Source organism: Actinomadura sp. NEAU-AAG7 (assembly GCF_018603865.1).
GTDB lineage: Bacteria > Actinomycetota > Actinomycetes > Streptosporangiales > Streptosporangiaceae > Spirillospora > Spirillospora litoris.
Genome location: NZ_JAHFZY010000011.1, coordinates 104,384 through 126,080 on the forward strand (window position 1 = coordinate 104,384; position 21,697 = coordinate 126,080).

Annotated in this window: 19 protein-coding genes; 17 read left to right on the forward strand and 2 right to left on the reverse strand. The window is 74.8% G+C overall.

Translation table 11 applies throughout. The features are described from left to right. The first annotated feature begins 98 nt into the window (after nucleotides 1–98). The 7 genes from KLI87_RS36870 (at nucleotide 99) to smc (ending at nucleotide 7,879) form a co-directional block, all read left to right on the forward strand. Nucleotides 99–692 (forward strand): DUF177 domain-containing protein, encoded by a 594-nt coding sequence (locus KLI87_RS36870; protein WP_214620716.1) that lies wholly within the window; start codon nucleotides 99–101, stop codon nucleotides 690–692. A 1-nt stretch (nucleotide 693) separates the two neighbouring features. Continuing rightward, nucleotides 694–873, forward strand: a complete 180-nt coding sequence (rpmF, locus tag KLI87_RS36875) for a 50S ribosomal protein L32 (protein ID WP_214620717.1) — start codon at nucleotides 694–696, stop codon at nucleotides 871–873. Nucleotides 874–1,273: 400 nt separating this feature from the next. After that, a complete protein-coding gene (rnc, locus tag KLI87_RS36880) occupies nucleotides 1,274–2,107 on the forward strand; it encodes a ribonuclease III (protein WP_250904635.1) in 834 nt (277 codons plus the stop codon). Beyond that, complete coding sequence (mutM, locus tag KLI87_RS36885; RefSeq protein ID WP_214620718.1) at nucleotides 2,100–3,011, forward strand: bifunctional DNA-formamidopyrimidine glycosylase/DNA-(apurinic or apyrimidinic site) lyase; 912 nt, start codon at nucleotides 2,100–2,102, stop codon at nucleotides 3,009–3,011. Before rnc ends, mutM begins: the two co-directional genes overlap by 8 nt. A 39-nt stretch (nucleotides 3,012–3,050) precedes the next feature. Further along, nucleotides 3,051–3,425, forward strand: coding sequence for an acylphosphatase (locus tag KLI87_RS36890; protein WP_214620719.1), 375 nt, complete (start codon nucleotides 3,051–3,053; stop codon nucleotides 3,423–3,425). Between the two features lie 178 nt (nucleotides 3,426–3,603). Beyond that, complete coding sequence (locus KLI87_RS36895; RefSeq protein ID WP_021598747.1) at nucleotides 3,604–3,801, forward strand: hypothetical protein; 198 nt, start codon at nucleotides 3,604–3,606, stop codon at nucleotides 3,799–3,801. A 409-nt stretch (nucleotides 3,802–4,210) separates the two neighbouring features. Continuing rightward, nucleotides 4,211–7,879, forward strand: a complete 3,669-nt coding sequence (gene smc, locus KLI87_RS36900; protein WP_214620720.1) for a chromosome segregation protein SMC — start codon at nucleotides 4,211–4,213, stop codon at nucleotides 7,877–7,879. A 27-nt stretch (nucleotides 7,880–7,906) separates the two neighbouring features. Here the strand turns inward: smc and KLI87_RS36905 are convergent, their stop codons facing one another. After that, nucleotides 7,907–9,106 carry a hypothetical protein gene (locus KLI87_RS36905; RefSeq protein ID WP_214620721.1) on the reverse strand — a complete coding sequence of 400 codons (1,200 nt, stop codon included), beginning with the start codon at nucleotides 9,104–9,106 and terminating at the stop codon, nucleotides 7,907–7,909. A 166-nt stretch (nucleotides 9,107–9,272) separates the two neighbouring features. On the opposite strand from KLI87_RS36905, the gene KLI87_RS36910 reads away from it, so the two are divergent. The 3 genes from KLI87_RS36910 to KLI87_RS36920 all read left to right on the forward strand — a co-directional run bounded on the left by KLI87_RS36910 (nucleotide 9,273) and on the right by KLI87_RS36920 (nucleotide 12,311). After that, the gene (locus tag KLI87_RS36910) at nucleotides 9,273–10,565 is read left to right on the forward strand and encodes a sensor histidine kinase (protein ID WP_214620722.1); all 1,293 of its coding nucleotides are present in this window, start codon (nucleotides 9,273–9,275) and stop codon (nucleotides 10,563–10,565) included. After that, a complete protein-coding gene (locus KLI87_RS36915) occupies nucleotides 10,565–11,239 on the forward strand; it encodes a response regulator transcription factor (protein WP_214620723.1) in 675 nt (224 codons plus the stop codon). The genes KLI87_RS36910 and KLI87_RS36915 overlap by 1 nt, the downstream gene beginning before the upstream one ends. Before the next feature lie 160 nt (nucleotides 11,240–11,399). Beyond that, the gene (locus tag KLI87_RS36920; protein ID WP_214620724.1) at nucleotides 11,400–12,311 is read left to right on the forward strand and encodes a glycoside hydrolase family 16 protein; all 912 of its coding nucleotides are present in this window, start codon (nucleotides 11,400–11,402) and stop codon (nucleotides 12,309–12,311) included. A 105-nt stretch (nucleotides 12,312–12,416) separates the two neighbouring features. On the opposite strand, the gene KLI87_RS36925 is transcribed toward KLI87_RS36920, so the two are convergent. Further along, nucleotides 12,417–12,923, reverse strand: coding sequence for a hypothetical protein (locus tag KLI87_RS36925; RefSeq protein ID WP_214620725.1), 507 nt, complete (start codon nucleotides 12,921–12,923; stop codon nucleotides 12,417–12,419). A gap of 904 nt (nucleotides 12,924–13,827) precedes the next feature. Here KLI87_RS36925 and KLI87_RS36930 point away from each other — a divergent pair. From KLI87_RS36930 to KLI87_RS36960, 7 genes are all read left to right on the forward strand, one after another. Beyond that, entirely contained in the window at nucleotides 13,828–14,235 is a 408-nt protein-coding gene (locus tag KLI87_RS36930) for a globin domain-containing protein (RefSeq protein ID WP_156221242.1), read from the forward strand. Between the two features lie 6 nt (nucleotides 14,236–14,241). After that, the gene (locus tag KLI87_RS36935; protein WP_214620726.1) at nucleotides 14,242–15,393 is read left to right on the forward strand and encodes a globin domain-containing protein; all 1,152 of its coding nucleotides are present in this window, start codon (nucleotides 14,242–14,244) and stop codon (nucleotides 15,391–15,393) included. A gap of 5 nt (nucleotides 15,394–15,398) precedes the next feature. Further along, a complete protein-coding gene (locus KLI87_RS36940; RefSeq protein WP_156221240.1) occupies nucleotides 15,399–16,109 on the forward strand; it encodes a DivIVA domain-containing protein in 711 nt (236 codons plus the stop codon). Between the two features lie 187 nt (nucleotides 16,110–16,296). Beyond that, nucleotides 16,297–17,445 carry a signal recognition particle-docking protein FtsY gene (gene ftsY, locus KLI87_RS36945; protein ID WP_214620727.1) on the forward strand — a complete coding sequence of 383 codons (1,149 nt, stop codon included), beginning with the start codon at nucleotides 16,297–16,299 and terminating at the stop codon, nucleotides 17,443–17,445. A gap of 220 nt (nucleotides 17,446–17,665) precedes the next feature. Further along, entirely contained in the window at nucleotides 17,666–19,045 is a 1,380-nt protein-coding gene (locus KLI87_RS36950; protein ID WP_214620728.1) for an ammonium transporter, read from the forward strand. Continuing rightward, nucleotides 19,042–19,380 (forward strand): P-II family nitrogen regulator, encoded by a 339-nt coding sequence (locus KLI87_RS36955; protein ID WP_214620729.1) that lies wholly within the window; start codon nucleotides 19,042–19,044, stop codon nucleotides 19,378–19,380. Before KLI87_RS36950 ends, KLI87_RS36955 begins: the two co-directional genes overlap by 4 nt. Then, nucleotides 19,380–21,626 (forward strand): [protein-PII] uridylyltransferase, encoded by a 2,247-nt coding sequence (locus KLI87_RS36960; protein ID WP_214620730.1) that lies wholly within the window; start codon nucleotides 19,380–19,382, stop codon nucleotides 21,624–21,626. The genes KLI87_RS36955 and KLI87_RS36960 overlap by 1 nt, the downstream gene beginning before the upstream one ends. Nucleotides 21,627–21,697: the final 71 nt, after the last annotated feature.

Consider the following 21,697-nt stretch of genomic DNA (forward strand, 5'->3'; position numbering starts at 1 on the left):
CGGTACCCTGGGACATCGGCCATCACCGGCGGCCGCCGTCCGCCGTGCCTCACGAAAGCAGGATTCCGCTGTCTCGCCTCGACCCCAAGGCCCCGCTCGTGCTCGACACCCGAGCTCTCAGCAGGCAACCCGGGTCGTCGAAGGACAAGCGCCTGTCCGTGCCGGCACCGGAGGACTTCGGCGTCGAGATGGTGGGCGTCCCCGAGGGCGCCGCGATCGAGCTGGATCTGCGGTTCGAAGCGGTGCTGGAGGGGGTGCTCGTCACCGGCACGGCGACGGTCCCCCTGGAGGGGGAGTGCGCCCGCTGCCTCGACCCGATCGCCTCGACGTTCGAGGCGCGCTTCCAGGAGCTCTTCGTCTATCCTGACACCCGCTCCGGCGGGCACGCCGGAGACGACGAGCTCCAACTAGAGGACGACCTGGTCGACCTCGAACCGGTGCTCCGGGACGCGGTTCTGCTCACGCTGCCGCTGTCGCCACTGTGCCGGGACGACTGTCCCGGCCTGTGCCCCGACTGCGGCGTCCGGCTCGCGGACGCCGGGCCGGATCACCACCACGAGACCGCCGACCCCCGGTGGGCGGCGTTGCAGGGCCTGGCCGGCGGCGTGGCGCCGGCGCCCCCGGAGGGGGGACGCGGCGACGCCGGGTCCAGCGGTTCAACCGACCGACGAGAAGGAAAGCAGGAGGGCTGACGTGGCCGTCCCGAAGCGCAAGAAGTCGCGCAGCAACACGCGGCACCGTCGTTCCCAGTGGAAGGCCACCGCGCCGACCCTGGTCGACTGCCCGACGTGCCGCGACAAGAAGCTGCCGCACACCGCGTGCGCGTCGTGCGGCACCTACGACCGGCGGCAGGTCATCGCTCCGTCGGCCTGAGCTTTTCGCATCCCGGGGGCGGATCCGCGCGAACGGCGCGGCCCGCCCCTTGAGGTGCGCGGGCACCCGACCACCCCGGCGCGTGACGTCGGCGTGGTGACCGGCGCGGCGACCTGCGCCCGGAGCCGTGGTGCACGCCGGGATCAACCGACCGGCGCGCACCTCGTCTTCGCGGAGCCGGCGTCCCGGGGCTGACCCCGGACGTCGCGGCCCGAGCCCGGCGGCTCCCGTCTCGGGGGCCACCGGTCTCCGGCCCGTTCCCGTGCCCGTCCGTCCTCGCCGCAGCGGCCGAACCGGCCGCACGCGCCACAACGGCGACCGCGCCCGAGCGCGGCGCCACGGCCTGCGAGGAGGGCCTGTGAGCGGAAAGAAGAGCGACCCCACGCGCGACCGCGCGGAACTGACCCGCGCGCTCGGTGTCGAGGTCACCGCCGAGCTGCTCGAACGCGCGCTGACGCACCGTTCGTACGCCTACGAGAACGGCGGCCTGCCCACCAACGAGCGCCTGGAGTTCCTCGGCGACTCGGTGCTCGGGCTCGTCGTCACCGACACCCTGTTCCGGGGCCACCCCGACCTGCCCGAGGGGCAGCTCGCCAAGCTGCGCGCCGCCGTGGTGAACATGCGGGCGCTCGCGGGCGTCGCCCGCGCGCTCGGCGTCGGCGCGCACATCCGGCTCGGCCGGGGCGAGGAGGGCACCGGCGGCCGGGACAAGGCCTCGATCCTCGCCGACACGCTGGAGGCGCTGATCGGCGCGGTCTACCTCGACCGCGGCCTGGACGAGGCGTCCGCGCTGGTGCACCGGCTGTTCGACGCGCTGATCGACCGTTCGGCGGGGCTCGGCGCCGGGCTGGACTGGAAGACCTCGCTGCAGGAGCTGACGGCCGTCGAGGAACTCGGCGTCCCCGAGTACCACGTCGCCGAGAGCGGCCCCGACCACCAGAAGACGTTCCGCGCGTCCGTCCGGGTCGGCGGGACCACCTACGGGGCGGGGGAGGGCCGCAGCAAGAAGGAGGCCGAGCAGCACGCCGCCGAGGCCGCCTGGAACGCGATCCGCGAGATCGTCGTCCAGCGCGCCCCGGAGGCGCCGCGGCACGGGGCGGCCGCCGCGCCGGCCGCCCCGCCCGCCGCTCCGTCCAGTGCCCCGTCCAGTGCCCCGTCCAGCGCGCCGCCGGGCGCTCCGGCGGGGGACGCGCCGTCCGGGAACTCGCGGCCCGCCGGGCTCGCCGGTGCCTGAGCTTCCCGAGGTCGAGGTCGTCCGGCGCGGGCTGGAGCGCTGGACGACCGGGCGGACCGCCGCCTCCGCCGAGGTGCTGCATCCGCGGGCGGTCCGCAGGCACGCGGCGGGCCCGGCCGACTTCGCCGGGCGCCTCGCCGGGCGCACGATGTTGGCGCCGCGCCGCCGGGGCAAGTACATGTGGCTGCCGCTCCAGGACGCCTCGTCCGAGGCGGCGCCGGGTGAGGCGCTGCTGGCGCACCTCGGCATGAGCGGGCAGCTGCTCATCGGCGACCCCGGGCGCGAGCGCGAGAAGCACCTGCGGGTCCGCGTCGCGTTCGCCGACGGCGGCCGCGACCTGCGGTTCGTCGACCAGCGGACGTTCGGCCACCTCATGGTCTGCGACCTCGTGCCGGACGCGTTCGGCGGGCGCGAGGGGGGCGCCCCGGCCCTGGTCCCCGAGCCGGTCGCGCACATCGCCGCCGACCCGCTGGAGGACGCCTTCGACGCGGAGGCGTTCTTCCGCGCCCTGCGCCGCCGCAGGACCGGGATCAAGCGGGCGCTGCTCGACCAGTCGCTGATCAGCGGGGTCGGCAACATCTACGCCGACGAGGCGCTGTGGCGGGCGAGGCTGCACTGGGCGCGGCCGACCGAGACCCTGACCCGGGCGGAGGCCGCGCGCGTCCTGGAGGGCGCCAGGGAGGTCATGGGCGCCGCCCTGGCCGTCGGCGGCACCTCCTTCGACAGCCACTACGTCGACGTGAACGGCGACAGCGGCTACTTCGAGCGGTCGCTGGACGCCTACGGCCGCCGGGACGAGCCGTGCCGCCGCTGCGGCACCCCGATCCGCCGGGACGTGTTCATGAACCGGTCGTCCTACAGCTGCCCGACGTGCCAGCCCCGCCCGCGCCGGGCAAGGTACTAGCGCGAGGGGACGCGGCGGGGAACGGTGACCGGGGGAGCGATGGACGAACGACACGATGAGACCGAGACCGAGACCGAGGCCGAGGTTGTGCGGCTGACGGCCTGGGTCCGGGGCCGCGTGCAGGGCGTGGGGTTCCGCTGGTGGGTGCGGGCGCGGGCGCTGGAGCTGGGCCTGGCGGGCAGCGCGACGAACCTGCGGGACGGACGGGTGGAAGTGGTCGCCGAGGGCCCGAGGCCGGCCTGCCGGCGGCTCCTGGACCTGCTCAGCGCGGACATGAGCGCCGAGGCGGCCGCCGGCACCCCGCCCGCCCCCGTCGTGTCGCGGGACCGCCCCCTCCGCCCGGGGCGGGTGAGCGGGGTCACCGAGCGCTGGAGCGCGGCGCGCGGCGGCGTCGCCGGATTCCAGGAACGGTGATCGGGTAGGGATTTCCGGTTTGTACCTGCTAAACTAGAGGAGACAGGTTGTTACCGGCCTGTGATGTGCGTCTTGACCAGGACAGCGGCCGGTGCGACTCTAGACGATACGCGCACCGGCTTCAGTTGCTTCTTGTGCGCGATCCCTGCTGGTTACTCAGCGTGGAGGACCCTTAGTCATGGCGAAGGCTCTACTCGGCCACGTCGGCGGTCCCGACCCCCGGATGGTCGCGGAGATGCGGCGCCTTCAGCAGCGCGTACGCGACCTGGAGGCCGAACTCGTACGGCTCCAGGCGGAGAACGACGCGCTGGCGACGGCGACGGACGACGACGTGATGTCGCTTGCGGTGAAGGACCGTGAACCGGCGCTGACCTGATCGGCGCCTTCTTCTCGAAAGTGGACAGGGACGCCCTGACAAGGCGTCCCTTCTGTTTGCCGTCGCCGCCCTCGCGCGGTGGCGGACTCTCGTCCTCGGACACATAACGTGACCCCGGAATCCGGAGCCGCGCACCTTCTCGCGGCCCGTCGCCGTCCCCGGGCGGCGCGAACCTTCAGGCTTCGGTCAAACCTCGGTCCGGTTTCAGTCTGTCCGATTCTGAGAGCCTTGTGGTAATTGTCGGTATTTGGGGCCTACCGGGGCCCCAGACCCTCCGTGCCCCGAATCCTGCCCCCGGCCGCGCGTCCTGTACCCGCTCCCGCCGGAGGCCGGGGTATAACGGAACATTGCCCGTCGACCGGCGACCGTCCGCCGACCGGCGGGGGCGCCGCGAGGAGGGAGGACACGCTTGTACCTGAAGAACCTGACGCTCCGCGGGTTCAAGTCCTTCGCGTCCTCCACCACGCTGCGGTTCGAGCCGGGGATCACCGCCGTGGTCGGGCCCAACGGGTCGGGCAAGTCCAACGTCGTCGACGCGCTGGCGTGGGTGATGGGGGAGCAGGGCGCCAAGTCGCTGCGCGGCGGGAAGATGGAGGACGTCATCTTCGCCGGCACCGCCAGCCGGGCGCCGCTCGGCCGCGCCGAGGTCGTGCTGACGATCGACAACTCCGACGGCGCGCTGCCCATCGACTACACCGAGGTGACGATCAGCCGGCTGATGTTCCGGTCCGGGTCGAGCGAGTACGCGATCAACGGCGACTCCTGCCGGCTGCTGGACATCCAGGAGCTCCTGTCGGACTCGGGCATCGGCCGCGAGATGCACGTGATCATCGGGCAGGGGCAGCTCGACCGCGTCCTGCACTCGGGGCCCGAGGGCCGCCGCGCGGTGATCGAGGAGGCCGCGGGCGTCCTCAAGCACCGCAAGCGCAAGGAGAAGGCGCTCCGCAAGCTGGACGCGATGCAGGGCAACCTGACCCGCGTCCAGGACCTCACCGGCGAGCTGCGCCGCCAGCTCAAGCCGCTCGGCAGGCAGGCCGAGATCGCCCGCCGCGCCGCCGTCATCCAGGCCGACCTGCGCGACGCCCGGCTGCGGCTGCTCGCCGACGACCTGGTCACGTTGCGGACCCGGCTGGAGCAGGAGGCCGCCGACGAGGCGGCGGTCCGCGCGCGGCGCACCGAGACCGAGCGGGCGCTCGGCGAGGGCCAGCGGCGCGAGGCGGTGCTGGAGGCCGAGGAGGCCGAGGAGGCGCCGAAGCTCGCGCTGGTCCAGGACACCTGGTTCCGGCTCTCGGCGCTGAAGGAGCGGCTGCGGGGCGTCGCCGACCTCGCCGCCGAGCGGCACCGCAACGCCGCCGAGGCGCGCGAGGAGGAGCGGCGCGGCCGCGACCCCGAGGACATGGAGCGCGAGGCCGCCGAGATCCGCGAGCAGGAGGAGATGCTCCGCGCCGCCCTGGAGGAGGCGCAGGACGGGCTGTCGCGGGCCGTGGAGGAGCGCTCCTCCGCCGAGGACGCCCTGGCCGGCGAGGAGCGCCGGCTCCAGGCCGCCGCGCGCGCCGCCGCCGACCGCCGCGAGGAGCTGGCCCGGCTGCGCGGCCGGGTCGAGGCGCTGCGCAGCAAGGCGCAGGCGGGCCGGTCGGAGATCGGGCGGCTGGCGGACGCGCGGGACGAGGCCGAGCAGCGCGCCGACGCGGCGCGCAGCGATTTCGAGGCGTTCGAGGCCGAGGTCGTCGAGGACCCGGCGCTCGCCGCCGAGCACGAGCGGGCGCAGGAGGCGCTCGCGCTCGCCAAGGACGCCGCCGAGCAGGCCCGCGCGGCCGTGGACGGCCCGCGCGGCGCGCTGAAGGAGGCGCGGTCGGCGGTCGGCGCGGCGCGCTCGGCCGACCAGGGCGCGCAGAAGCGGGTCACCGCGCTCCAGGCGCGGATCGAGGCGCTGAACCTCACGCTGGCGAGCGCGGCCGACGGCGGCGAGGCGCTGCTGGCGGCGGGCGCCGACGGGTCGCTCGGCGGGGTGCTCGGCACGGTCGCCTCGCTGCTGAGCGTCCGGCCGGGATACGAGGCGGCGGTCGCCGCCGCGCTCGGCGACGCCGCCGAGGCCATCGCGGTCGGCTCCCTGGACACCGCCGAGGCGGCGCTGGCGCTGCTGCGGGCCCGCGAGGCCGGCCGCGCCGGGCTGGTCGTCGGCGGGGGGCCGGCGCGGGACGCCGGCCGCGTCCCGGGGATCGACTACGCGGTCGACGCGGTGAGCGTCCCGGAGGAGGTCCGCCCGGCGCTGGGCCATCTGCTGGGCGACGTCGCCGTGGTCGAGGACGTCCCGGCGGCCGTGGCGCTCGTCCGGCGCGAGCCGTCGCTGCGGGCCGTCACCCGCGACGGGGAACTCGTCGGCGCGCACTGGGCGCGGGGCGGCGACGCGGGCGGCGGGCAGAGCCCGCTGCGGATGCGCGCCACCCTCGACGAGGCCACCGAGGACCTCGCCGCGGCCGAGACCGCGGCCGTCGCCGCGGCCGAGGGCCTCGCGGCGGCGATGGAGTCCGAGCAGTCGGCGCAGACCGCGCTGGACGCGGCGCAGGCCGCCGCCAACCAGGCCCAGACCGGGGTGAACCAGGCGCAGGGCGACCTCGACCGCGTCCGCGCGCGGGTGCGCGAGTTCGACGCGCGGGCGGCGCAGGAGGCCAAGCGCGCCGCGCGGCTGGAGGCCGACGTCCGCGCCGCGCGGGGCGAGGCCGAGCGGCTGACCAAGGCCCTGGACGCGGCGAACGAGTCCCTGGAGCGCGACACGCAGGCCGCCGAGGAGCTGGCGCTGCGGCTCGCCGAGTCCGAGGAGGCGGCCGAGGTCGCCGACGAGGCGGGTGAGGACACCGAGGCGCGCGACGAGCTGGGCGCGCGCTGCCAGGAGCTGCGGTCGGCCGAGATGGAGGCGCGGCTCACCGTCCGCACGGCGGAGGAGCGCGTCCAGGCCATCGCCGGGCGCGCCGACGCCCTCGAACGCGGCGCCCACCGCGAGCGGGAGGAGCGCGCCCGCGCCGCCCAGCGCCGCGCCCGCCGCGAGCGGGAGGCGCGGGTCGCCAAGGCCGCCCTGAAGGGCGCGCGGGCCGCCCTGGAGCGCATCGAGCTGTCGCTGGCCGCCGCCGTCCGGCGCCGGGAGGCCGCCGAGCAGGCCCGCGCCGCGCGCGAGGCCGAGCTGAAGGTCGTGCGCGGCCAGGTCCGCGAGCTGTCGGCCACGCTGGAGCGGCTGGTGAACGTCGTCCACGGCAACGAGGTCGCCCGCGCCGAGCAGCGGCTGCGCCTGGAGCAGCTCGAACAGCGCGCGCTGGAGGAGTTCGGGCTGGAGGTCGACTCGCTGGTCAACGAGTACGGGCCCGACCAGCTCGTCCCGCCCGACCCGGAGAAGGGCGAGGACGCGAAGCCCGCCCCCTACGAGCGGGCGGTGCAGGAGAAGCGCGCCAAGGCCGCCGAGCGGCAGCTCAACCAGCTCGGCAAGGTCAACCCGCTGGCGCTGGAGGAGTTCGCCGCGCTGGAGGAACGGCACGCCTTCCTCACCTCGCAGCTGGAGGACCTGAAGAAGACCCAGCGGGAGCTGCTCGGCCTCGTCAAGGAGGTGGACGACCGGGTCCAGCAGGTGTTCGCCTCCGCCTACGACGACACCGCCCGCGAGTTCGAGCGGATCTTCGCGCGGCTGTTCCCCGGCGGCGAGGGCAGCCTGTCGCTGACCGAGCCCGGCGACATGCTCGCGACCGGCGTGGAGGTCGCCGCCCGCCCGCCCGGCAAGAAGGTCAAGCGGCTGTCGCTGCTGTCGGGCGGCGAGCGCTCGCTCGTCGCGATCGCCTTCCTCGTCGCGGTGTTCAAGGCGCGGCCGTCCCCGTTCTACGTACTGGACGAGGTCGAGGCCGCGCTCGACGACACCAACACCCAGCGGCTGATCACCGTGTTCGAGGAGCTGCGCGAGTCGTCGCAGCTCATCGTCATCACCCACCAGAAGCGGACGATGGAGGGCGCCGACGCGCTCTACGGCGTCAGCATGCGCGGCGACGGCGTCACCCAGGTCGTCAGCCAGCGCCTCCGCGAGCACGAGCCCGCCTGAGCGCCGCCGGGCCGCCGGGGCCGGGGGTCAGTCCGCCGAGGGGGGCGCGGCGGCGGGCGTGAACAGGAAGCCGTCGACGTCGGTCCGGCCGCAGGCGCTGTGGATCGCGTACGCGCCGCCGGTGGCGCCGAGGTCGATGCCCACGCACATGCCGTTCGCGCGCGTCACCTCCGGCACGAGCCGGTAGAGCTGCCCGGCCTTGACCTGCCGCTTCGCCGGGTCGAGCCGGAACCGCTGGAGCCGGTCGACGCCGCACCCGCGCATGTGCAGCGCGGCCCGCTCGTCCACGGTGTCCAGCGTGACGCAGCGCAGGTGGCCCTGCGTCGTCCACGCCCGGAGCTGGAGGAGGTCGCTGCCCTGGACCTCGGCGACCTCGACGCGCTGGTAGCGGTCGTCGGGCGCGCATCTGTCCCGCGCGAGCTGCGGGTCCAGATGGTCGTCGGGCAGGATCGACAGGCACTGGCCGTCCGGCTCGCCGCCGGTCACCGGCATGATCGAGTACCAGCCGGGACGCGGCGGCGGGATGCGGTCCGCCGCGCCCGACGCCTCTCCCGACCGCTCGTGCCGCGACTCGCCGCCGAACGCGCCGAGCAACGTCGAGCCCACCACCGCGATCGTGATGAACGCGGGCGCCGCCACCAGCAGCGACAACGGCCGCTTCGACCCGCCGCTCCCACCCGGCCCGGCGCCCTTGCCCGGCCTGCCGCCGCGCCCGCCCGTCTTGCGGTGGCGCGGGCGGGCCGCCGCCTGCTCCGGCTTCGCGGACGCCTCGCGGCCGGTGTGCCGGCCGTGCCGCGCCCCCGTGGGCCGGGTGGCGCCGGGAGGCGGCGCCATGTTCGACGCGGGCCTGCCGACGAGCAGTTCGTCCCCCTCGGCGGCGGGAGGCTGTGCCTGGAGGCCGCCGATCGGAATGGGCATCGTGTCGGGGTTCGCGCCCGGCGCGGATGCGGAACTGATGCGCGCGTGCGCTTGAGCCCACCGCTCGCGGTCCTCGGGGACGAGACCGCATGCGGTCACGAAGGCCACGACGACCTCGCGGGACGGCAGCACGTCGCCCCCGAGCAATCCGGCCATCCCGCCGGGAACCAGCACCCCGGCCGCCCAGACCCGTTCCTCGACCTCGGAAACGCGCAGGCCGGACCATTCCTGGAGGCGGCGCAGCAGCACGAGGAACTCCGCTGGACCGCCGGCGTCGTCCGGCTGGGGAACCACCCTGTTGACCGACACTGGTGTCCTTCCGCGAACGGGGACGCGTGATTTCGTGGGCATCGTAGCGATCTCCTCGGCCGAAGTGACTAATGTTCGCTATGCGGTCTCTTGACTTGATTCATTGCTCTTGGCTTGATTCATGGCGCCAAGACCTACGGCGCTCGTCCGATGGAGGGCACTCGCGATGTCGCGCTCCGGCGACCCGTCCCCGCGGGCCCTGAGGCGTTCCGTCGAGACCCGGATCGGCACCACGTTCGTGCTGCTGATGCAGATGCGCGTGCTCATCGTCGGCGCGACCGTCCTCGCCGACGACGAGGTGCGCGCCGACCCGTGGGCGCTGTGCGTGCTGGCGGTGGCGGCGCTGCTGTCGGGCGTGGTGCTCGCGGGCTGGGAGCGCGTCGTGCTGCGGCTGTTCGAGCAGCCCGCGCTGCTGGCCTTCGACGTGCTCATCGGCTACGCGGTGCTGCGGGTCGGCGGGATCTTCGGCCCGTACTTCCTGCTCACGGTGGTCGCGGCGGGCCTCGCGGGGCTGCTGTACCGGTGGCAGGTCACCGCGCTGCTGTGCCTCCAGCAGACCGCCCTGTACTACACGGCGCTCTACCAGAGCGGGCAGGGCGAGACCGGCGCCGCCCTGCCGCTGCTCGTCGCGCTGCCCGCCTTCTACGTGAGCGGCGCGCTGGTCGGGACCGTGCTGCGGCGGCTGTTCGACGAGCACGCCGCCGCCGAGGAGGCCCGCTGGCGGATGGAGGCACAGGCGATGGCGGCCGAGGAACGCTCCAGGCTGGCCAGGGAGATGCACGACTCGCTGACCGCGACGCTCGCCGGGATCGCGCTGTCGGCGACCGGCCTGCCCGCCTGGGTGCGCAGGTCGCCCGAGCGCGCCGAGACCGAGGCGCGCCGCATCGCCACCGCCGCGCAGGTCGCGACCCGCGAGGCGCGCTCGCTCATCGCCGACCTGCGCGACGACGCCGTCCAGCGGCCGCTCGGCGAGGCGGTGGCCGAGCTCGCGACCGAGTGGGAGAGCGTCGCCGGGATCCCCGTCCGGGTGGACGCCGAACCCGGCGCCGACCTGCCGCTCAGGACGCGGTACGAGATGGTCACGATCGTGCGGGAGGCGCTGGAGAACGTCCGGCGGCACGCGCACGCGTCCCGCGTCGAGCTGACGGTGGCCTCCGTGGAGGACGCGGACGACGGCATGGCGGACGACGGCGTGCGGGACGGCGCCGAGGGCGGCCTGGAGGTGCGCGTGTGCGACGACGGCCGCGGCCTGCCCGTCCGGCCCGGCGGCGACGGCTGGCTGGACGCGCTCGCCCGCGACGGCCACTACGGCCTCGTCGGCATGCACGAGCGGGCCCGCCGCGCGGGCGGGAGGCTGGAGGTGGTCTCGACGCCGGGCGCCGGGACCGTGATCATGGTGCGGATGCCGGCGGCGGACACGGGGTCCGGGACCGCCCCGGCCGCGGCGGGGAGGCAGTGATGGCGGACGTGGCCGGGCGCTACCGGGTCCTGATCGTGGACGACAACGCCTTCATCAGGGCCGGGCTCACCTCCGCGCTGGAGGCGACCGACGACATCGAGGTGGTGGGCGAGGCGGGGGACGGGCACCAGGCGCAGGAGCTGGCCTGGCGGCTGATGCCCGACGTCGTCCTGCTGGACGTGCGGATGCCGCGCACCGACGGGGTCAGCGCCGCCGCCGCGCTGAGCCGCGTCAGCCGGGTGATCATGCTGACGCAGGTGGAGGAGCCCGAGGTGGTGCTGTCGGCCGTCCGCAACGGCGCGGTCGGCTACCTCGTGCACAACACCTTCACGGTGGACGAGCTCGCCGAGGCGATCCGGAACACGGTGCGGCACCGCGCCCACCCCCTCTCGCACGCGGCCAGCGCCGCGCTCATCGACGCCGCGCGGACGGACCGGGCCGCCGCGCCCGCCGCCGATCCGGCGGAGCGGCGCGCGCGGTTCGGCCTTTCGGCCCGCGAGGTCCAGGTCATGGATCTCATCGTGCGCGGTCATGCGAATCAGGACATCGCGGCCAAACTATTTCTTACCGAGAAGACCGTCAAGAACTATATCAATCGCATTTACGCGAAGCTCGGCGCGCCGAACCGGGCGACGGCCATCGTCACCTGGCTCGGAATGTCGCCGCAGGGCTGATCGGCGTCTTCGTATTGGGGCCCCGCGCGGCTCCGGGTAGGGCCCTAGGGCCCTACGGCCGCCTGTCGCGGCTCCGTAGCGTTCCCGGCGAAGGAACGGAAGGCAAGGCCCGCCCATTCTCTTCCGGGCCGCCGTGTATATCCCTTGTCTGGAGCCCCCCATGCATTTCCTGAACCAGAACAGAATGGCGCTGCTGACCGGCGGGATATTGGCGGCGAGTGTATCCGCGGCGGCCGCCGTGCAGGGCGGGGCGGCGGACCCGGAGCGATCCGCGGTGCCGGCCGGGGCGCTGGAGCACGCGGTCCCCGCCGTCACGGTCGCGAAGCCGGGCGCCCGGTCCCACGAGGACGCCTGGGACTCGGCGCGGCGCGGGCCGGCCACCGCCGCGCGACGGTACGGGTGGGGCCGTCCCGTCGCCTCCGACGACTTCCGCCGCCTCGACCCGCGGGACTGGGAGGTCTACGAGGGCAAGGGCAACGGCGGGCTCGGCAGGCGCGTGCGGAGCGCGGTGGCCGTGCGGAACGGGATGCTGCGGATCACGGGGAGGAAGAACGGCGACACCGGCGGCGTCGCCTGGCTGCGGGGGGCGCGGAAGCTGGGGCGTTGGGAGGCCCGCGTCCGGATGAACCGCGCCTGCGCCTGCTACAACGCCAACCTGCTGCTGTGGCCGGTCGGGGGCGGCGGCGGCACCGACCCGCAGGGGGGCGGCGGCGAGATCGACTACATGGAGACCTACGGCGACGACGGCCTGCGCAAGGGCACCAACTTCTTCCTCCACTACGGGCCCGAGAAGCACGCCGACCGCCTGGACTCGCACGTGAAGACGGACCTGCGGAAATGGCACGCGTTCGCGGTCGAGTGGACGGCGGCGTCCATGACCGCGTACATCGACGGCCGCGTCTGGTTCAGGACCCGGAACCGCAAGGCGCTGCCGCCCGGGAAGATGGGCCAGGCCATTCAGCTCGACTGGTTCCCGAGCCTGCGGAAGCGCACCGCGCGCGGCGTCGGCAGGACCGCTCCCGCGACCCTTGAGGTCGACTGGATCCGCATGTACGCGCTCGGCGGGAAGTGAGCGCCAGGACCATTACCGAGGCGCCGGGACCACTCCGGAGATGCCGCCCCCTCGGACTCCCTTCCCCGAGGGGGCGGCCACACCTCTCCCGGGCGCGTCGTCCGGTCAGCGGTAGATCTGCCAGTTCTCGTCGTCGCGCCGCAGGGTGAACCTCGGCTGGAGCGTGCTCTCCTCCATGCTCCCGGCCGTCCAGCGCAGCGCGGAGAACGGGATGACGGCCTCCTCGCCCTTGAGCCTGCCGCCGGTCACGACCACCGTCCGCAGAGCCTGCCGCTCCTGCGGGCGCAGGAGGTGCGGGATGTTCCTGACCCCGATCGTGCAGTCGCCCCCGATCGGCGGGCCCTTGAAGAACGGGCTGTCCGGCGCGACGTAGCGGCAGACGGCCGCGTCGCCCGCCGCCTGCCCGCGCAGGAACGTCTGCAGCGCGGCCCGCGCCCCCTCGATGCCCTCCCGCGCGGCCGGGTCGGGCGCCGCCGCCGTGGGCGTGGCCTTCGGCGAGGGCGGGGGCGTGTACACCTCGGCCTTGTCGGACCCGTCACCGCCGCACGCGGCCGCGAGCAGTGCCACCGCGAGTGAGACACAGGCGGGGCGGACCAGGGATGGATGTGCCATGGCGAGCCTTCCTCAGGCGGGGTTTCCGCACGCGCTTCGAGACCGGACCAACGCCGCGTACATGATTCGCCACGGCATGATCAGGCGGCCTTGCGAACATTAACGCCCTTCGGGGTGGTTGACCAGGGCCGAAATGAGGCCCGGACCGCCTCCGGACGGAGAACGCCGCGCCGCCGATCGGAGTAGGCGCGCCGAACGGCCGGAGTAGGCGCCGTGACCGGCCCGAACGGCATTCCGGCGGGTGGGGTCCCCCATTCGCCGACATGGGGTCCTAGGGCCCTACGGACGCGAATTGCGGATCTGTAGCGTTCGGTTGCGAGGGCGAACGGGGAACGCGCCCTTCCTGGGGAAACACCCGGATGACTTCGCAGATCGAAGGCCGGTCCGCCGTGAGGGCGCGCCGATGGGGGGCGGGGTTCGCGCATGGGGGAGAACACCGGTCATCCGGGACGAGGGGACGGCGGGTGGCCGCGCTTTTCGGTCACCCGCCGGGGCCCCGATCGGGGTCCGGCCCGGTGCCTCCGGCCGGGGGCGGGCACCGGACCGGGCCGTCGCGGGGGCGTCCCCGCACACCCGCCGGGACGGGCCCGGCCCCCGGCCGGGGTGGGCCCGGTGGCCCACCGGAGCCGGGGTCCCGGCGCCCCCGGGACAGGACCGTTCCGGTGCCCGCCCGGCGGGACCGTTCCGGCGCCGAAGCGGTGAAACAAGGGCGGGAAATGTCGATTCCGGCGCCCCGGCAACATCGCAGGCCGAACTGATTCGGATGTACCCAACGTAATTATCCGGCGACGGTGGCGGACTTGTGTGTGATCATGCGATCCACTACGCATGTGCACCGTGGTTCTCGGGCTCCTTCCGTACCGGCCACCCCGCCCGGCATGGAGAACCACATGAGAGGTGTGCCATGGATCCGCAGCGACTGAAGCGCAACTTCGAGCAGGTCGGCGGCAACGGAATTGACGTCGCCGAATACTTCTACGCCGATCTGTTCGGCCGGGAGCCGCAGCTCAGGCCGCTGTTCCCCGCCGCGATGACAAAGCAGCACGAAAAACTTCTGAGCGCGTTGTCGCATATCGTGTCGATGGTCGACGATCCGCAGGGCCTCGCTCCGTTCCTGTCGGAGCTCGGGCGGCGGCACAGCGGTTTCGGCGTCCACCGCGAGCACTACCCGCAGGTCGGCGCGAGCCTGATCGCCACCCTGGCGTTCTTCAGCGGGCCCGACTGGGACGAGGACCTGGAGCGCGACTGGCAGGCCGCCTACGGCCTGGTCGCCCAGGTGATGTCCGAGGCCGCCGCCGAGCCCGTCGCCTGACCGGTCGTGGACGCCCAGCGCCTGAAGGCGAGCTTCGCCCGCGTCGCCGAGCAGGGCGACGCCGTCGCCATGTTCTTCTACGCCGACCTGTTCGTCCGCAACCCGCACCTGCGCGACATGTTCCCCGTCGGCATGAGCGGCCAGCGCGACAAGCTGCTGCGCGCCCTCGGGCACATCGTCTCCCGGGTGGACGACCTGCCGAACCTGCTGCCGTTCGTCCAGCAGCTCGGCCGCGACCACCGCCGCTTCGGGATCGTCGCCGAGCACTACCCGCAGGTCGGCGCCAGCCTCGTCGCCACCCTCCGGCACTTCTCCGGGGCCGACTGGAGCGAGGAGCTGGCCGCGGACTGGCAGGCCGCCTACGGCCTGGTCGCCAAGGTCATGCAGGAGGCCGCCGACGAGGACGCGCTGACCAGCCCCGCCTGGTGGAACGGCCAGGTCGTGGGCGTCGAGCGGCGGCGCTTCGACATCGCGGTCCTGCGCGTCCAGCCCGATCGGCCGCTGCCCTACCTGCCCGGCCAGTCGGTCGCCGTGGAGGTCCCGGCGCGGCTGCGGCACTGGCGCTACTACTCGATGGCGAACGCGCCGCGTCCCGACAACACCGTGGACTTCCACGTCAAGCTGGTGGACGGCGGCCCGGTCAGCACCGTCCTGGTCCGCTCGACCCAGACCGGCGACCGGATCCGGATGGGCGCCCCCATCGGCACGCTCACGCTGGACGAGTCGTCCCGGCGCGACGTCCTGCTGGTCGCGGGGAGCACCGGGCTGGCGCCGCTCAAGGCGATCCTCGAACAGCTCGTGCGGCGCCCCGCCCCGCCGCGCGTGCACCTGTTCTTCGGCGCCCGCGACCGCGACGCCCTCTACGACCTGGAGGACCTGACCAAGCTCGCCCAGCGGCATCCCTGGCTCACGGTCGTGCCCGCCGTGTCGGACGAGTCGGCGGGGCACGGCTTCTCCGCGCTCCTGCAGTCCGGCGGCGGCGAGGTCGAGCACGGGAACCTTCCCGACGTCGTGGCCCGGCGCGGCCCCTGGGACGACCACGACACCTACGTGTGCGGCTCGCCCGAGATGGTCGGGCGGACCGCCGAGCGGCTCACGCGGCTCGGCGTCGACCGCGCGCGCGTCCGGCTGGAAACCTACGCAGACGCCCAGAGGTGAGCGCGATGAACTCCCCGAACCTTCCCGTCGTGCCCGACGGCTCCCGGTTGACGCCGGGCGAGCTCCAGGCGGTCGTGTTCGCGCGGGCCGCCCTCGGCCGGCGCGGCTACGACGAGGACGAGGTCCGCGGCTTCCTGCAGTACGTGGAGCGGGAACTCGTCCAGATCCTCAACGAGCGGTCCTCGCTGGCGGAGGAGGTGGACCGGCTGCGCACCCAGCTCTCCAAGGGCGGGCCCGGGGTGATGGCGCCCGAGGACGCGCACTTCCAGGCCGTCCGGATCCTGTCGCAGGCCCAGCAGACCGCCGACCTCTACGTCGCCGACGCCGAGCGCTACACCCGCGAGCTGGCGCACGAGGCCCGGCTGCACCGCGAGGCGATCCTGACCGACGCCAAGGGGCGCGCCGAGCACCTCCTGGAGGACGCGCACCGCCGCGCCGCCGAGGTCGCCGACGCGGCGGTCCGCTCGGGGCCGCCCGCGCCCGTCCCGGCCGACGCGCCCGGCACGCCCGTGCTCGCGGGAGCGGGCGCCCCGGCGCCCTCGCGGCTGCCCGAGGAGGAGCGCCGCCGGATGGAACAGGAGATCACCTACCTGCGCACCTACAGCGACGTCTACCGCACCCACCTGCGCTCCTACCTGGAGGCCCTGCTGCGCAACGTCGACGAGTGGGAGGACTCGGAGCGCTCGTCCCTCCCCCCGGCACCGCGGCGACCCTGACGGCGCGCCGGCCCCGGGGAAGGGGACGTCCTCGGGACCCGCCGTCGCCGCCGCCTCGTGAGCCGAGGACCCGGGACGTCGCGATAGTGTCGCGATCGCGTGCGACGCCGGTGATCGCCGCAGCGCCCGCCGAAGGGGGGCGCTCACCGCCCGGCGCCGAGGGCGCTGCGAGGAGACAGGGGGCGCTATGGAGTACTTGATCGTCATCGCGGGGCTGGTCGCCGTCGCCCTGGTCGTCGGCGGCGCCGTGTTCCTGCGGCCCGGCCGCCGGGCGCAGCGGCCGCCGGTCGAGCCGGGGCCCGCGCGCGGCGGCGGCGCGACCGCCGTCGACGAGGCGGAGGCCGCCGCGCCGACCATCGAGCGCGCGCCGTCCGTCGAGGCGCCGCCGCCGGTCGTCGAGATCGAGCAGCCGCCGCCGGGCGCCGGACGCCTCGTCCGGCTGCGGGCCCGCCTCGCCCGCTCCCAGAACGCCTTCGGCAAGACCCTCCTCGGCCTCCTGTCGCGCGAGACGCTCGACGACGACGCCTGGGAGGAGCTGGAGGACACCCTGATCACCGCGGACATGGGCGCCGCCGTCGCCCGCCAGGTCACCGACGACCTGCGCACCCGCGTGCAGGTGCTCGGCACCCGCGACCCCGCGCAGGTCCGCGAGCTACTGAAGGACGAGCTGGTCAAGCAGATCGGCGCCGACCTCGACCGCTCCCTCGCGACCGAGCCGCACGGCAACCGCCCGGCCGTCCTCCTGGTCGTCGGCGTCAACGGCACCGGCAAGACCACCACCTGCGGCAAGCTCGCGCGGGTCCTGGTCGGCGACGGGCGCACCGTGCTGCTCGGCGCCGCCGACACCTTCCGCGCCGCCGCCGCCGAGCAGCTGGAGACCTGGGGCTCGCGGGTGGGCGCGCAGGTCGTCCGCAAGGACGAGGGCACCGACCCCGCGAGCGTCGCCTTCGACGCCGTCCGGCAGGGCATCGAGAGCAAGGTCGACACGGTGATCATCGACACCGCCGGTCGGCTGCACACCAAGACCGGCCTGATGGACGAGCTGGGCAAGGTCAAGCGCGTCGTGGAGAAGCAGGCCGACGTGGACGAGGTGCTGCTCGTCCTCGACGCGACCACGGGGCAGAACGGCATGCAGCAGGCCCGCGTGTTCGCCGAGGTCGTCAACATCACCGGCGTCGTGCTGACCAAGCTGGACGGCACCGCCAAGGGCGGCATCGTCGTCCAGGTCCAGCGGGAGCTGGGCGTCCCGGTGAAGCTGGTCGGCCTGGGCGAGGGCCCCGACGACCTGGCCCCGTTCGAGCCCGAGGCGTTCGTGGACGCGATCCTCGGCGACTGATCCCGTCGGCTTCGACCGCCGCCGCGCCCCGCGACCGCCCGCCGGCCGCGGGGCGCCCGCGTGCGGTGGATCACCGGGGGTGATCGGTTCGAAACACCGGTGAAACATCGGCGGGCGCTGTTTCACAAACACGAAACATGGGAGGTGTCCGGGCGAAACGGCCGCGCGGGAATCTGCTGAGCATTCCACGGATTCCCGGCCGAGAAGGGCACCGCCCGCGATGAAGATCGATACAGGCGCGACCGCCTGGCTGCTCACGGCCACGGCGATGGTGCTGCTCATGACGCCCGGCCTCGCCTTCTTCTACGGGGGCATGACACGGGCCAAGAGCGTCCTCAACATGATGATGATGTCCTTCGGGAGCATCGTCACCGTGACCGTCCTCTGGGTCCTCTACGGGTACTCGGTCGCGTTCACCGACGGCTCCTTCGCCGACGGGTTCGCCGGAGGGCTCGGCGCGGTCGGGCTCAGGGGCGTCGCGACCCAGGTGTCCGAGGGGCTCCTGCCCGACCAGAGCGACAACGTCCCGACGATGGTGTTCTCGGCGTTCCAGCTGACCTTCGCCATCATCACGGTCGCGCTGATCAGCGGCGCCGTCGCGGACCGCGCCAGGTTCGGCGCCTGGACGGTCTTCAGCGTCGCCTGGGCGACGCTCGTCTACTTCCCGGTCGCGCACTGGGTGTGGGGGACCGGCTGGCTCAACGACCTCGGCATCGAGGACTTCGCGGGCGGCACGGTCGTGCACGTCAACGCGGGCGCCGCCGGGCTGGCGCTCGCGCTCGTCCTCGGCCGGCGGCGCGGCTGGCCGAAGGAGCCGATGCGCCCGCACAACCTCCCGTTCGTCCTGCTCGGGGTGGGGCTGCTGTGGTTCGGCTGGTTCGGCTTCAACGCCGGGTCCGAGCTGGCCGTGGACGGCACGACCGGTCTCGCGTTCATGAACACGCAGGTCGCGGCCGCCGTCGCCGCGGGCGCCTGGCTGCTCGTGGAGCGCTTCCGCGACGGCCACGCGACCACCCTGGGCGTCGCGTCCGGCGCGGTCGCGGGGCTCGTCGCGGTCACCCCGGCCGCCGGGTTCGTCGACCCGTGGGCCTGCGTCGTGCTGGGCGCGGTCGCCGGGGTCGCCTGCGCCTACGCGGTCGGGCTGAAGTACCGGCTCGGGTTCGACGACTCGCTCGACGTCGTCGGCGTCCACCTCGTCGGCGGCGCGATCGGCGCGCTGTCGCTCGGCCTCCTCGCCGCCTATCCGGCGCTGCCCGGCCAGCACAAGGGCCTGCTCTACGGGGGCGGCGTCCACCAGCTCGGCCTCCAGGCGCTCGGACCGGCCGTCGTCGGCCTGTACTCCTTCGGCATGGCCTGGATCATCGGCAAGGCCATCGACCGGACCATCGGCTTCCGGCTCGCCGAGGAGGACGAGGCGACCGGCATCGATGTCACCGCCCACGCCGAGACCGCCTACGACCTGGCGCTCGCGGGCGGCGGCGCGACCCGCGCCCCGCTCCTCGGAACCGCCGCCGACCCCGCGCGGAAAGCGGCGGCCGACCGGAAAGGCGGGGCCGAGCGGGAGGCGGACGCCGAGCGGAAAGTGGAGGCCGACGCGTGAAGCTGATCACCGCCGTCATCAAGCCGTTCAAGCTGGACGAGGTCAGGGCGGCCCTGGAGTCCTTCGGGGTCGAGGGCATGACCGTCAGCGAGGCCAGCGGATACGGCCGCCAGAAGGGCCACACCGAGGTCTACCGGGGCGCCGAGTACACCGTGGACCTCGTCCCCAAGCTGCGCGTCGAGGTCCTCGTGGACGCCGCGGACGCCGACGACATCATCGACGTGATCGTCAAGGCCGCCCGCACCGGGAAGATCGGCGACGGCAAGGTCTGGGCCGTCCCGGTGGACACCGCCGTCCGCGTCCGCACCGGCGAGACCGGCCCAGACGCGCTCTGATGCCCGCGCAGCCGGGGCGCGCCGGCCTGGCGGCGGCGCGGGTGTCCCGCGCCGCCGCCCTGGACGCGTGGCTGGCGCCCCTCCTGGACGGCCGGTCCGCCGGCGTCGCGCTGGTCGCGGTGGGCAGCCACGCCCGCCGCGAGCTGACGCCCGGCGGCGACCTGGACCTCGTCCTCCTGCACCGCGGACGGCCGGACATCGCCGGGGTCGCCGACCGAGTCTGGTACCCCGTCTGGGACTCCGGCCTCCGCCTTGACCACTCCGTCCGCACGCCGGACGAGGCCCGTTCCGTCGCCCGCGCCGACCTGAAGGCGGCCCTCGGGCTGATCTCCGCGCGCCATGTCGCGGGGGATCACGACCTGGCGAACGAGCTGCGCGCGGCCGTCCTCGCGGACTGGCGTGCCGATGCTCCGGCCCGGCTGCCGGAACTGTCCGCGCTGTGCCGCCGGCGGTGGAAGGCCCACGGCGAGCTGGCGTTCCTCCTGGAGCCCGACCTGAAGGAGGCGCGCGGCGGGCTGCGCGACGTCCACGCGATGCGGGCGGCCGCCGCGTCCTGGGCCGCCTCGGCCTCCGGCCCCGGGGTGAGCGACGCCTACGAGCTGCTGCTGGACGTCCGCCACGCGCTCCACGAGGTCACCGGCCGCTCGGCCGACCGCCTCGTCCTCCAGGAGCAGGACGCCGTCGCCCGCGCCCTCGGCATGCCGGACGCCGACGCGCTCCTGCGGGCCACCGCCGAGGCGGCCCGCACCATCGCCTACGCCGCCGACCACCTCTGGCGGCACGTGTCCCGCCGCCCCGCCCCGCCCGACGGCGCGGCCCGGGGCGTCGTCCGGCGGCCGGTCGGGGACGGGGCGGTCGAGCACGGGGGAGAGGTGGTGCTCGCGCGCGGCGCCGACCTCCGGGACCCCGCGCTGATCCTGCGGGTGGCGGCATCGGCCGCGCAGGCGGGGCTGCCGCTCGCGCCCGCCACCGTGGCGCGGCTGGCCGAGCAGGCCGCCCTACCGCCGGACCCCTGGCCTCCGCCGGTCCGGGACGCGCTGGTGTCGCTGCTGGGCGCCGGGCCCCCGGCGATCCCGGTGTGGGAGGCGCTCGACCAGGCGGGGCTGATCGTCCGGCTGCTGCCGGAGTGGGAGCGGGTCCGGAACCGGCCGCAGCGCGACCCCGTCCACCGCTTCACCGTGGACCGGCACCTGGTCGAGACCGCGGCCGGCGCCGCCGCCCGCACCCGCGAGGTCGCCCGCCCCGACCTGCTGCTCGTCGGCGCGCTGCTGCACGACATCGGGAAGGGCCAGGGCGGCGACCATTCGGTCACCGGTGCCGCCCTCGCGCGGGGCGTCGCGGCGCGGATGGGCTTCCCCGAGGACGATGCCGCCGTCCTGGAGACCGTCGTCCGGCGGCACCTGCTCCTCCCCGAGACCGCGACGCGCCGCGACATCGACGACCCGGTCACCGTGCAGTCCGTGGTGGACGCCGTGTCGGCCGTGCCGGGCCGCGAGCGCGACGTCCTCGACATCCTGGCCGCCCTCGCGATCGCCGACGGGCACGCCACCGGGCCCGCCGCCTGGGGGACGTGGAAGGCCGGGCTCGTCGCCGACCTGGCCCGCAGGGCCGCGGCCGCGCTGTCGGGCGGGACGCCGCCCGCCCCCGGACGCGGGCACCTCGCGCTCGCCCGGCACGACGGCGCGGCCGTGCGGGTCGCCGGGGCCCGCGTGACGATCGCCGCTCCCGACCGTCCCGGACTGCTCTGGGGCGCCGCCGGGATCCTCGCCCTGCACCGGCTGGCCGTCCGCACGGCCCGCGTGGTCTCCGGGGACGCCGGGACCGCCGTCCTGGACTTCACCGCCGTCCCCGAGTACGGCACCCCGCCGGACCCGGCCACCCTGGAGGCGGACCTGCGCCGGATGCTCGCCGACCGGCTGGACGTGGCGGCGCGGCTCGCACGGCGGGAGCGCGCGGTGCGCGTCCGTCCGGGCGTGGCCGTCCCGCCGCCCCGGGTGCGGGTGGTGGACGAGGCGTCCGCGACCGCCACCGTCGTCGAGGTGCGCGCCCACGACCGTCCCGGGCTGCTGTGGCGGATCGGCCGAGCCCTCGGCGCATGCGGCCTGGACGTCCGCGCCGCCCGCGTCGACACCCTCGGCGCCGAGGCCGTCGACGTCTTCTACGTCGTGGACGCCGCGGGCCGCCCTCTCACCGATCCGGCGGAGCTGTCGTCGGTCCGCGCGCGCGTCCTCGAAGCGCTCCGCTGAGCGCGGCGACGAAGACGGGAGGCGCGACGGGGCGGGAGGTGGCCGGCGACCCGATACGCTGATAGGCGATC